Raw genomic sequence first — 12312 nt, 5'->3', positions numbered from 1 at the left:
GTGGCCAAGTCAGTCGAAGCGACTTTCTCAACCTTGACGAGCGCTAGTGCGTTCTCGCATCAAGTCCTGAATGGCGTGCACCGTTCGATTCAAGGCTTTGCAGTCGAGCGGGCCTACTTCCGCGTCGATGTCCAACTCGCTGACGGCATCGCCCCGCAGGGTGCCGAGAAGGTGCCGCGAGACATCGTCGGAAGTGTACGCGCAGGGTACGCCCGTAGACTCGAACCAAGCCTGCTTTTCGCCCTCCTCCTTCTCGGTGAAGGCGGAGACCGGAATTGGAACGCAAACAACAGGCGTCTGAAGGATCAGACTCTCCAGCAGGCCGACCGAATAGTGGCCGAGAACGCACGCGCAGCTCGTCAAAACCTCCGGTAGCGGCACCTGCGGTGAGTAACGGAAGGGGATGCGAAGGCAGCTTTCGAGGAACGACAGCGTTTCTGGATCGCTACGCGGATGCTGTCGCAGGACCAGATCGAACGGCGTCTCTTCATAAGCCTGGTTGAGGCCAGTCGCCATCATCGCGAGCACCGCCCGCGCGGGCTCTCCAGCAACGCGTCCCTGCCACACGAATGGCTGGAAGACGTAAAGGACCGTGGCAGGCTGTGCTTTGCTTTTGGCAACGGGTGCCAAGGCATCGAACCGAGGTACGCCAGTCACTCGGATATCCGCGGGCGCCACACCGAGAGCCTCAAAGCGTTCGGCATAATGGGATGAGCAGGCCAGCACGAGATCATGTCCGAAGCTGCCATAGGGCACCTTCCTAGGCAGGATGCCCCACGTGCGCATGAGATGCCCTACGCGCCCAACGATACCTGGGCGGATCCCCTGATGCGCCGCGTGCACGATGGTGAAAGGCCCCTCTTGGATCAGGACTGTGCGTGCGCCGACGCCCTTTGCAGCGGTGAGAAAGGCCTGCTCCACATAGGACGTGTCGTTACACGTGATCAGGATGTCGGCGCCAATATCCCGCAAGAAAGCTGTCGCGTGCCGCACCAGACGTCGATACGCGGCGGGGCCGCCGTTCAGAAGTAGGTTGAGACCCGCGGGAAACTTCTTGCGTCGGGCGAAGTTCGCCAGACCGAACTGCTCCATCGGCAGGTGCAGGACTTCGCCAGTACCCGACCAGTGAAACGAGGAAGTCGATTGAGTGTTGAACCGCTCGACGTCCAACACGACTAGACGCGCTTCAGACCAACTTGTTTTCAGCGCATCCGCGACCATGGAAAGCGTCGTGGCCGCGGATCCCGCTACACCGATGAAGCAAACAGTGGGGCCGGGGCCGCTCGGAAGTGCCGGACTGCTCATGCGCATCCTAAGGTCAGATGTACGACGCGCGAGGTTTGGCGTCAGGACCCTAACGGGCAGCGTCGGTCGTCGTCGGCGGCGCCGCAAGCGCTGCTAGATGGGCCAAAGTAAATGGCCATGCCGAACCCCAGTCCGGCATGGCCACTCACTGATTAGGTAAACTCTTAAGCCGCTTCGGCAGCCTTGGGCTTCGGACGCCACTTCAGCTTATCGCGCTGAACCTGCTCGACCGGCAGGATCTCGGTCGACTTGTACTTGAGCGACTTGGCGACCGCGCGAACGTCGCGGCACAGGCGGCGCAGGCCGTCCGGCTCAAGCGAGGCGGAATGGTCGGTACCCTTCCAGGTGCGGTCCATGGTGAAGTGGCGCTCGACCCACTCGGCGCCCAGGGCAACGGCAGCCATGTCGGCAGCGATGCCCAGATGGTGACCGGAGAAGGCGATCGACTTCACCTTGTCGCCGAACTTGTCCTTCAGGCGGGTCACTTCGAGCAGGCAGAGGTCGTCGAAGGCAACCGGATAGCCCGAGGTGCAGGCGTAAAGGACGAGGTCCTTCGCGCGACCGCGCTCCACGAAGAAGTCGACGATCTGCTGCTCTTCGTCATGGGTGGTCATGCCGAGCGACAGGTGGATGTCGCCGTCGAAGTCCTTGGCGAGGACGTCGAGCATCTCGAAGTGCAGGTTGCAGGCCGAGGGAACCTTGAGCAGCGACGGCTTCAGCGTCGCCATCTCGCGTGCCGAAGTCGTATCCCAGACTGACGTCGAATATTCGATGCCGAACTTCTCGCACTCGGCCTTCAGCTCGTGGTGCTGGTCGACGTCGAACTCGAGGAATTCGCGGTGCGCGCCATAGGTGTCGCCGTAGGAGTTGGCGGGGTTCGGGTGGGGCGCGTTATACTGCGCCTCGGTCAGAAGCTCCCGGTTGTTGCGCTTCTGGAACTTGACCACGTCCGCCTTGGCGTAAATCGCCGCGACCTGGATCAGCTCCTTGGCGATGTCCATGCTGCCCATGTGGTTGCAGCCGACCTCGGCGATAACTTTGACGCTCATAATAAACTCCTCGAATGACGCCGCGACGAGCCCCCGCCACGTCGCGCTGCGCCTGTGATCGCTCAGTACCCACCATCCATGGCACCGGTATGCGGTGACCAATGAACCTCGTTATCCACCGACCCTTCCCACTCTCGTGATGAAGGAGCTGCGCTTAAAGTTTCTTATACCAACTGCTACGGTGCAGCAACTCGGCGCCGCATTCTTTGCTGCGATGCGGCATCAGACGTGCGCCGAACGCGATGAGGAGCGGGAACGAGTAAGCCGCAGAGCAACGCGAAGACGCATGCCATCGTGGTGGTGCGGAGCGGATAATCTCCTAGCGAATGCAGCAGAACCGCCAGGATCGCCACACTGGCCGCAGCTCCCAGCAGGGAGGGAGGCTCGGCGCGGCCGAACCATGCCGTGGCCGCTGCCCATAGGAACCATGCGAGGAAAAGCCCAACGAGCATTACGCCGATGACGCCGTATTCGAGCGTGATCTCGAGATAATCATTGTGCGCATGGTTCACGAAGGTGCTGGCGACCTGCTCCACCGGTTCTCGCATGGCGTAGACCTGCGTGAAGGTGGTCGGGCCGGAGCCGAGCGGGAAATACTGGCCGATCGCCTCGCTGGTGACCTGGTAGAAGCCGAGCCGGCCCGCATCGACCAGGCCCTGGGACTGTACGCGTCCGCTTAATGCCGCACCGAAGGAATGAAGCGCCAGTGCCAGGCCGAGGATCAGCGCGAGGCCAAGTCCGACCGGCAGCATCCATCGACCTGCTGCGCGACCCTTACCGCGAGGGGCGGAGTCGGGCAGCGTCAGCTTCCGGAACCGCACGAAAAGGGCGATCGCGCCAAAGATCATGGGCAGAACGAGCACCAGGCCTGCGCGAGCGGTGGTGGCGGCGATGCCGAGGATCGCGAGCGCGATCAAAACAGCGCTGGCGATCGCGGTCATGCGCTCGATCGGCTCGCGACCTCGCGACCATCGGATGCTGCATGCTGCGGCCATCGGGATGGCGCAGAGCAGAAGGGTGGCAAGATGGTTGCGATTGGCGAAGAAGCCGAGCGCCCCGTTGATGCTGCTCGTGCCGTACACCTTGATGGTGTTGCGGTTGCCGAGGCTGGCTTGCGCAAGCCCGAGGAAGATCGAAAAAGCGGCAAGCGCAAGCAGGATGTAGACCAGGTTCCAGCGCTGCGTTTCTGTCGCCCGCGCGGTGGCGAGGAGCACTGCGGCAGGAGCGAGCAGATAAAGCGCGGCGGCGATGCCCATGCCCGCCCGCAGCCCTGCCCCGTGCCAGGGAAGCGCAATAGAGGCGGCCTGGTAAGTCCTCACTGCCTCTTCGCGGCCGGGAAACGCGGTCCAGATGCTTGGGGGAAGCGGTATCGTGTACAGCAGGGGCAGGGCGGCCGCGAGGATCAGCAGGACGACAGCGGCAAGACCGATCCGGCCGCCGGGAACGAGGTCCCGGCGGACGAAGGCGAACAGCAACGTCGCCAAGCCCATGAGTTGCAGTGCCATGTTCCCGAAGGACGGGCGCGAGGATCCGCCCAGCAGGATGGCGGCTGCCAACAGAACGGCCGCCACAATCGCGCTGGCTTCTAGAGCTCCGGAGTGGCGGAGGCGGACGAGGATCGGCGTGTGCATAGATCTTTCAGTTTGCCGCGCAACGTTCGCGGGATGTCATGAACATGCGCGGGCTTCAAGGTTTGGGGCGAGGTCCCTGGATCAATGTTGAGCAAGAAAGCCCCGCAGGGACTGCTCATCGTCCACGAGCCGCACCGGATTGGCCGGCCACTGGCGCAGTGCTCGGGCCATTCGCGTGCAGCCGAACATCTGCGGAACGTAGACGCTCTGGTCGAAGCGTCCTAGATCCAGCAGGCCGGTGGAAATCGCCGCGGCATAGGCCCGGTAGCCGAACCTGCCCGCGTGCTCCATCAATCCGCTAGTGTTGGGCTCGATTTCCACGTTGCTGATGCCGGTGAGGTCCGCCCGCAGCCGTGCCAGATTTTCGCGAGGATGTGGCAAGTAGCGCACCGCGATCGGGCTTGCCGCCGCTACCTTGCGCATTGCTGTCAGAAATCGAGTGTGGCGGATAATGCCATCTTCGACCAGGGGCGAGCCGACGAACAACAGCGCGTCCCGTTGCTCACCGGGCAAAGCCGGGGACTTCAGCACCAGGTTCCGTCGCTCGAATCGGTCGCGCACGACCACGGTCGATCGGTCGATCCGACGGTGGAGGATATCGCGAGGATAAAAGCCGACCGCGGCCTGTACCGCGCCCCGGGCCGCGTACCACAAAGGGCTGGTCAGGTCTGTGTAGTGCGAGAGCCCGTCCTCCCACAGTTCCACCGTGCGGATTTCGGGCAAGCCCATCAGGAAACGCTCCAGCGGCTCCCCCTCCAGGAACAGGATCAGCCGCTCGATACCGAGCGGCTGCAGGAGTGCCGCGACCGAGCGATAATAGGCTGCATTTGCCCGTCGGGTCGCGAGCACGCTTGTAGGGGAGCGCCCGGGAAGCGATTCCCGGCCCAAATCGACGGCCCGCCCCGGGTAGCTCGCCTCGACGGGCTCGCGCATGAACGCGTCCCGGTAGAGCACCACGTCCGGCTCGGCCCCATTGTCGAGCAGGAACTGCAGGTGCAGGCGAGAGCGGGGAAGGGCGGCGACCTTCCCCGCTTCGGGTTTACGCGTCGACGACATGCCCGCCCTTGATCAGGCGGTCGGCAAGCTCGCGGATCGCGCCACGACCGCCTTCGGCATCGAGGACCAGCTGCGCCGCTGCGAGGGCTTGCGGATGCGCATCGCGCGGGGCGACCGCGCAGCCAACGGCGGCCATGCACTCCAGGTCGTTGATGTCGTTGCCGACGTATACGGTCTCCGTCGCAGGGATACCGTTTTCGGCAAGCCATTCGGTGAGGAGCGCCAGCTTCCCCTCGATCCCGTGATGATGCGGAAGTTCGAGCTTGCGGCATCGTGCAGCGACCACCGGATTGCGCTCCTTGGAGATGACGAGCATCGGCAGCCCGCGCTTGCGCAATTGTTCGATCCCCATCCCGTCCCGGCGCGAACAGGCCACGGTTTCCTCGCCGGTCTCGCTGACGAACACGCGATCGTCGGTGAGCACCCCGTCGAAATCCATGATCAAGGCGGAGACCTTCGCCGGCAGGCCTTCGGCGGCGGGGATGGTCCGGGACAGCCGCGAGATGCGCTCCTCAGCCATGCGGAAGTCTTCCGGCTCGTCGATTTCGAGCCGACGCTCGACGGGCGTGTCGAACAGCGCGGTCTTGCCAAAGAAGCGGTGCTTGGAGGCGACGAAGCCGTCGGTCTTCATGACGTAGACCGCGCCCGTCTCCAGATACTCCGGTTCGCGCTGCTGGCGCATCAGGCGCACGGATTTGTCATGGTTGATGCCGACGGCGGAGCCTTCCCCATCCTCCTTCCAGAGGAAATAGTGAAAAGCGGTGACGGCGACGGCGCTGTCCGCGCCATTCGTCCGAAGCGCGTCCACGGTCCCGTCGATGTCTTCGGGCGCCGTCAGGGGCGAGGTGCATTGCAGGAAGACAAGCAGGTCCGGGCGATAGCCTTCCGCCTGTTCCAGTGCTGCGAGGGTGTAGAGCAGCGCGTCCTCGGACTTCGCCATGTCGGAGGCGAGCGCCTCCGGGCGGCGCACCACTTCGGCGCCGTAGCGCTGGGCAACTTCGGCGATCTCGTCGTCGTCGGTGGACACGACCACCCGCGTCACGTTGCGGGCAGCGCGGGCAGCATCGATCGTATGCGCGATCAGCGGCTTTCCGCCGAGTGGCAGGACGTTCTTGCGCGGGATGCCCTTGGAGCCGCCCCGGGCGGGAATGATTGCCAGCACATCTTCAGCTGCCTGTGCCATATGCCTCCCTTTCTGTTCCGCCGCTGCCATAGGCGCCTCAGCCGGCGCCTGTCGACGGGGTAGCGGCGTACGGTGACACGATGGCGTTAGCGGTGGCGTCTAGGGAACCATGATGCTAGGCAGCCCGGCCGATAGAAACAAAACCGACACGGGTGCCGCGTCCTGCGAGCCCGACCAGAACGGGAAGTGTTGATGCGTACAGGGAGCTTCGGGCGGTCGCCCATGCGTGCGGCAGTAATGTTGGGCTCGTGCAGTGCGCTGATCCTGTCTTCAGGCTGCGCCACCAAGAGCCCGATCAAGGAGGGAACCGCTTCGGCGGTGACGCCGGTTTCGCAGTTGCAGGTTCCGGACCCGCGTCAGGCGATCGGCGAAGTTTCCGACGCCTATTATATCGGTCCCCAGGACCAGCTCGACATCGCCGTCTATCAGTTGCCGGAGCTAACCCGGCAGGTCCGCGTCGACGCGGCCGGCAAGATCGCGCTGCCGTTCGTCGGCGAGATCAAGGCGAGCGGCATGACCACTGCCGAGATCTCGAACCTCATCGCCTCGCGCCTGCGGGCAAAGTACATGCAGCGGCCGGAAGTGACCGTCGGCATTACCGAAGCGATCAGCCAGCGGATCACGCTGGAAGGTGCCGTGACGCGGCCCGGCATGTACCCGATCCCGGGCAAGGTGACCTTGCTGCAGGCGCTGGCGCTCGCTGGCGGAACCAACAACATTGCGAACGAGCGCCTGGTCGCCGTCTTCCGCAACGTGGGCGCAGAGCGGCAGGCCGCCATCTTCGATGTCCAGATGATCCGGCGCGGGGAGGTCGAAGATCCCACGCTGTACGGGAACGATCTTGTCGTGGTGGAACGCTCGCGCGGGAAGGTCCTGCTGCGTGACGTGATCGGTACGCTGCCGGTCCTGAACGCGTTCCGCACGGTCGATCGTCTCGCCAATTAATCTCAACGTCTAGGCTGGGCTGGCACCAATGAATGAACGAAGCGTATCCGGTGACCGCATGATCCCGGCTCCCGGTGACGTGTGGGAGGGGGATGGCAGCGCACGCGGCTTCACCCGCGATGTCGCGGTAGAGGATGGCCATCGGAGCGGCCTCACGCACTACGTCATGATCCTGCGGAAGCGGAAATGGCTGATCGTCAGCACGACGGCCATCGCCCTGCTGATCGGCCTGGTTGCGACCTTGCTGGCGGAGCCGGTGTATACGGCGCGCGCGACCTTCGAAGTGCAGCGCGAAGCGCCTCGCGTTCTGGACGTCAATAGCGTCGAAGCCGACAACAACGGCGACGCACTGTTCTTCCAGACCCAGTTCGCCCTGATCAAGAGCCGTGCGTCTGCTCAAGGGATCGTCCGCCGCCTGAAGCTCGACAGCAATCCGGAGTTCGTGGACGTCAGCGGCGGCCTGTTCGACGCCAAGACCGGCTCTGCCGCCACGCCGCAGGAACGCCAGCGGGCATTCGAGGGGGCAACGAACAAGGTGCAGGCGGGGATCGTCGCGGCACCGTACGCGGGTTCTTCCCTCATTGAGGTGACGTACGAGAGCAACGATCCGCGCATGGCGGCTGCGGTTGCGAACGCGGCCGTCGACGAGTTCATCGAGAGCACGATCGATCGCCAGTACGCTGCGTCCAACTACGCCCGCAACTTCCTGGGTCGCCGCCTGCAGGAGCTGAAGCAGCGCCTGGGCGCTTCGGAGCGCGAGCTCGTCAACTACGCCGCCCAGCAGGGCATCGTGAACGTCACCGATGCGCGAAATGCGGGACAGAGCCAGTCGCTCGATTCCGCAAGCCTGAGCGCGCTCAACGCATCCCTCGCGCAGGCGACCGCTGCTCGCGTCCAGGCGGAGCAGAACTGGCGGCTGGCGCAACAGGCGAGCGGTCGCACCCTGCCTCAGGTGCTGGCGGATCCGCAGGTCTCGGCGCTTACCGGCCAGCTTGCGGCGCTTCGGTCGGACTATGAACAGCGCCTCCAGACCTTCAAGCCGGAGTTCCCGGCGATGGTCCAGGCACGCGCCAAGATCACCGAGACGGAAGGGGAGCTCGCCGCCGCGCGCAACCGCGTCCTCCAGAGCTTGCGCGGCAGCTACGAACTGGCGCTCAACCAGGAGCAGGCGCTCCAGAAGCAGATGGAGCAGTCGACCGGCAAGGTCATCGACCTGCAGGGCCGCAGCATCCAGTACACCATCCTGCAGCGTGAGGTGGACACGAACCGCGCGCTCTATGACGCGCTGCTGCAGCGCTACAAGGAGATCGGGGTTTCCGGCGGCGCGGGTTCGAACAGCGTTTCCGTGATCGATCGCGCGCGCGTACCTGGTTCGCCGTCGCGCCCGATCCTGTGGCTCAACCTTGCGCTTGCGTTCCTGGCGGGTCTTGGCCTGGGCGTCGCGATTTCGCTGATCCTCGAATTCGTCGACGACACGTTCAAGCTGCCGGAGGATGTGGAGAACAAGCTGCACCTTCCGCTGCTGGGCATGATCCCCAAGCTCGAGGAGGATCAGGTCGCGGTCGACGAGCTGTCCGACCCGCGCTCCGGCTTCTCGGAAGCCTATTTCGCGGTGCGGACGGCGTTGCAGATCTCGGGACCGAACGGTCTGCCGCGCAGCCTGCTGGTCACCAGTTCGAATCCAGCGGAGGGCAAGTCGACCACTGCCGTCGCGCTCGCGTACAGCTTCGCCGGTGGCGGCAAGCGCGTGCTGTTGATCGACGCCGACATGCGTCGTCCGAACCTGCACAAGCTGCTGTCGACGACCAACGTGCGCGGCCTTTCAACCGTGTTGAGCGGCGAGGCCTCGATGCGCGACGCCGTGCAGACGATCGAGGCGGGCTTCGACGTGGTGCCGGCAGGACCAATCCCGCCGAACCCCGCACGACTGCTCAGCACCGGCCTGCGTCCGCTCCTGGCGGAGGCGATGGCGAACTACGACCTCGTCCTGGTGGACGGACCGCCGGTGGTGGGCCTGGCCGACGTGCCGATGCTCTCCGCCGCGATCGAGGCGACGGTGCTGGTCGTTCAGGCGAAGAAGAGCCGCCGCGGCGTCGTGCTGTCGGCACTCCGTCGCCTACGCGGGAGCCGCGGGCAGATCGCGGGCGTCGTGCTCACCAAGTTCGACCGCAAGGCTGCGGCCTACTCGGACTCGCTCGATTATTCCGAGTACTACTACAGCTACGGCGAGAAGACGGCGGGCTAAGCGATGGAGCGGCGGCGAAGGAAGAGCGGGGCAAAGGCACGCAGGCGCCTGGATCCGCGTATTGCGGTCGCCGCACTGCTCTTCGTGGGGGGCGCTTGGGAGATCGGGGTGAAAGGCTTTGCGGCCGAACCACGGTTGGCGCCCTCCGTGGCCGCACGAGTGGATCCTTCGAACGGGGCCGTGCTCGCTCGCTTTGCGCAAAGCCAGATCCTGCGGAACGTTCCGGTCGCGCGCGACGCCGCGCGGCGCGCGCTGATCCAGGATCCGCTTTCGTCGCGTGCAACGCTCGTTCTTGCGCTCGCCGCGGTGGACTCCGGGGATATCGCGGCCGCCGACAAGCTCATGGCGCGCGCGTCCGAACTCAGCCGTCGCGAATCGACGGCCGACGCTTGGATGTTCGACCTGGACATGACCCAGGGCCGGTACGCGGACGCCTTTCGTCGTGCGGACGTGATGCTTCGGCGGGAGCCCGGCCTCGCCGCGCAGATTCTCCCGACGCTGGTGAAGGTGTCCAATTTCCCGCCGGCGCTGCCGGACCTGGCCGCGCGGCTGGCCAAGCAGCCGCCGTGGCGCGGAGCCTTTTTCCAGGCGTTCATTGGCAGTCCCGACGCGAACCTTGCGGCGCTTCTGGAGGCGCTCAAGGCCGCGGGAGGCCGGCCCACGCCGTCTGAACTGGGTGCATTGGTGGAGCGCCAGGTAAGGCTTGGCGATGCTGCCGGTGCGCGGGCGCTTTGGCGGCAGGCCACGGGCCGTCCGCTGCCGCTTCTCGTCAACGGCGGGTTCGAGGATGCGGCGTCGGTTGGCAGCCTCGGCTGGCAGGGGGAGCGCGCGATCGGACGCGCCGTGGCGATCACATCGCGTCCGGACGGGAAGGGAGCCGCACTCCGGATCGACCCCTATGCCGTCGGAAAGCCCCGAGCAGTGATGAACCAGTCGCTGTTGCTGGCTCCTGCGAGCTACACGCTGCGCTACGAGGGTTTCGCGGAGAGCGGAATGGGGTCGCTTGAGGTGTCCGTGCGATGCCTGGGCTCGAACCAACTGCTCTCGACGGCGCGGAGCGACTTTGCCCAGAACTGGGAGGCGAAGACGCTGAGCTTTGTGGTTCCCGTCTCCGGATGCCCGGTCCAACAGGTCCGGATCGCCACCGTATCGGGCCGCCGCAGCGACCCGCCCCTCTGGATCGACAGCTTCAACCTTCGTCGCCCTTAGGGTAGCCCACCGCGGTATTCGTAATCCACCGCCTGGGCGGAAGGAATGATCGCGTCCGCGGCGCACAGGCTGCCGTCGCTTCTGTGACGCGACCATTCCGAGGCTTACGCGTCAGCTTGATCCCATAAGAAAAAAGCCCGGGCGACCAAGCGGTCGACCGGGCTTCCTTGTGAGATGAGACCCCGTCGCCGAGGCCCCGAAATCTCTGACTTAGACGCTCGCAGGAGCGTCGTCGTCCTCGTCAACCGCGACGTAGATGCCCAGGCCGACGGCAACCAGTGCGAGCACGCCGACGATGATGCCGCCGCCGGCGAGGTTGCTCGCCTCAGCGTTGGTCGGAACAACCGTGCGGTTCACGGCCGCAGCGCGAACGCCGAGGGTCGGGGCCTGAGCCGAAACCGCCGGTGCCGCCACTGCGGGAGCCGCAGCCATCATCAGGGCTGCGCACGAACTTGCTACAGCTACCAGTTTCTTCATAGACCATCTCCACTGTTACGATGCGGAATTAGAGAGCAGGTCGCATGCTGCACTGCCGAAGTCAACGCGCTTCCGGCCCGGCTTCCATATTCCAACCTCGGTGATGCATTTAGGCCACTTCCTCGTAAAGCTTTGAAATAGCGTTACTCATTTGTTCAACAGTGAACTTGGCGCGGAAGTGCTGACGAGCGGATACACCCAGGCGCTGAAGCTGGGGGCGGCTCATCGAGCGGATCAACTCCGTCAGCGCGTCTACGTTCCCGGCCGGAAAAATATATCCGGAAATACCCGGAACCACGAGCTCGGGCAGCGCATCTGCGTCGCTCGCACACACCGGCTTGCCCTGCCGCATGGCCTCGATCGCGACGAGGCCGAATCCCTCCCAGCGGGACGGCATCATCACCACGTCGCACGCTTCCAGGAACGCCGGGATGCGGCCGATGGGAATCCACCCATAGCGCGTCACGTTCGGCGGATCGGGCTCGCCCGGCGAATCGTCGTTGGAGACGCTCCGGTCGCCGACGACGTGCAGGTGAACTGGCAGGTCGAGGACGCGGGCCATGGCGTCGCGGAGGTCGTCATAGCCCTTCTGCGGATCCTGCCGGCCGACGAATAGCAGGTTGAGGCGATCGGTGGCGAAATCCGGCAACTCCGAAGGTGCTACGACAGGCGTGTCGGGTGCAATGCCGTTGTAGACCATGTGGAGCTTGGACGAAGGCAGGCCCACTTCGACGGCCCGCCGCTGCTCGAATCGGGAGATGCAGAGGATCGCATCGGTTACCGGGGCAAGCAGCCGTTCTGCGGCGGCGTAGGCGCGCCGTTTGGCTTGCGACACCTGCATGTTGAACGCCCAGCCGTGGGCACAATAGATGATCTTCGCGCGTGTGCTGCGCCGCAGCAGAAACGGCAGCCGCACGACCAGGCCTGCGAAGGTACTGTGGATGTGCACGATGTCGGGCTGCTCGCGCCGGATCAGTCGTGCGACGTCGCGACCCATCGCGGCGAGTGCCCCCGGGCTACGCGCCGAACTGCCGAACAGGCGCAGGCTCGAAGGCGGCAGGGAGGCGAGGTGCTCGGTCTCGTCCGCGGCTATAGCGACCAGGACCTGATCCTCGCCGTACCGCGCCTGTTGTTCCGGGATCAGTTCGCAAAGATGTGTGGCGACGCCACCCTTCACCTTCTGCGCGACGTGGAGGATCTTCATGGGCGCGC

The 12312-nt window shown here is 64.9% G+C and carries 10 protein-coding genes; 3 read left to right on the top strand and 7 right to left on the bottom strand.

Annotated elements, in window-relative coordinates; translation table 11 throughout:
* Positions 1-27: 27 nt before the first annotated feature.
* The 5 genes from EDF69_RS13595 to EDF69_RS13575 all read right to left on the bottom strand — a co-directional run bounded on the left by EDF69_RS13595 (position 28) and on the right by EDF69_RS13575 (position 6224).
* Complete coding sequence (locus EDF69_RS13595; RefSeq protein ID WP_132882187.1) at positions 28-1305, bottom strand: hypothetical protein; 1278 nt, start codon at positions 1303-1305, stop codon at positions 28-30.
* A gap of 164 nt (positions 1306-1469) precedes the next feature.
* On the bottom strand, positions 1470-2354 hold the full coding sequence (locus tag EDF69_RS13590; RefSeq protein WP_132882188.1) for an N-acetylneuraminate synthase family protein: 885 nt from the start codon (positions 2352-2354) through the stop codon (positions 1470-1472).
* A 176-nt stretch (positions 2355-2530) separates the two neighbouring features.
* The gene (locus tag EDF69_RS13585; RefSeq protein WP_132882189.1) at positions 2531-3985 is read right to left on the bottom strand and encodes an O-antigen ligase family protein; all 1455 of its coding nucleotides are present in this window, start codon (positions 3983-3985) and stop codon (positions 2531-2533) included.
* 81 nt (positions 3986-4066) lie between these two features.
* Positions 4067-5041, bottom strand: coding sequence for a hypothetical protein (locus tag EDF69_RS13580; protein WP_132882190.1), 975 nt, complete (start codon positions 5039-5041; stop codon positions 4067-4069).
* The gene (locus EDF69_RS13575; RefSeq protein ID WP_204991385.1) at positions 5025-6224 is read right to left on the bottom strand and encodes a cytidylyltransferase domain-containing protein; all 1200 of its coding nucleotides are present in this window, start codon (positions 6222-6224) and stop codon (positions 5025-5027) included. The genes EDF69_RS13580 and EDF69_RS13575 overlap by 17 nt, the downstream gene beginning before the upstream one ends.
* 222 nt (positions 6225-6446) lie before the next feature.
* On the opposite strand from EDF69_RS13575, the gene EDF69_RS13570 reads away from it, so the two are divergent.
* Genes EDF69_RS13570 through EDF69_RS13560 form a run of 3 tightly spaced genes read left to right on the top strand, consistent with a single transcriptional unit; the run spans position 6447 to position 10623 of the window.
* Positions 6447-7169 carry a polysaccharide biosynthesis/export family protein gene (locus EDF69_RS13570; RefSeq protein ID WP_165889957.1) on the top strand — a complete coding sequence of 241 codons (723 nt, stop codon included), beginning with the start codon at positions 6447-6449 and terminating at the stop codon, positions 7167-7169.
* A gap of 58 nt (positions 7170-7227) precedes the next feature.
* Positions 7228-9414: a GumC family protein gene (locus EDF69_RS13565; RefSeq protein ID WP_165889958.1), complete on the top strand. Its 2187-nt coding sequence runs from the start codon at positions 7228-7230 to the stop codon at positions 9412-9414.
* A gap of 3 nt (positions 9415-9417) precedes the next feature.
* Positions 9418-10623 (top strand): hypothetical protein, encoded by a 1206-nt coding sequence (locus EDF69_RS13560; RefSeq protein WP_165889959.1) that lies wholly within the window; start codon positions 9418-9420, stop codon positions 10621-10623.
* A 210-nt stretch (positions 10624-10833) separates the two neighbouring features.
* On the opposite strand, the gene EDF69_RS13555 is transcribed toward EDF69_RS13560, so the two are convergent.
* Both EDF69_RS13555 and EDF69_RS13550 read right to left on the bottom strand, forming a co-directional pair.
* Positions 10834-11100, bottom strand: a complete 267-nt coding sequence (locus EDF69_RS13555; protein WP_239555495.1) for a hypothetical protein — start codon at positions 11098-11100, stop codon at positions 10834-10836.
* A 109-nt stretch (positions 11101-11209) separates the two neighbouring features.
* A complete protein-coding gene (locus EDF69_RS13550) occupies positions 11210-12304 on the bottom strand; it encodes a glycosyltransferase family 4 protein (RefSeq protein WP_132882194.1) in 1095 nt (364 codons plus the stop codon).
* Positions 12305-12312 lie beyond the last annotated feature (8 nt).

This window comes from Sphingomonas sp. JUb134, from assembly GCF_004341505.2.
Classification (GTDB): domain Bacteria; phylum Pseudomonadota; class Alphaproteobacteria; order Sphingomonadales; family Sphingomonadaceae; genus Sphingomonas.
This window is presented reverse-complemented; position numbering and strand designations above follow the sequence as displayed.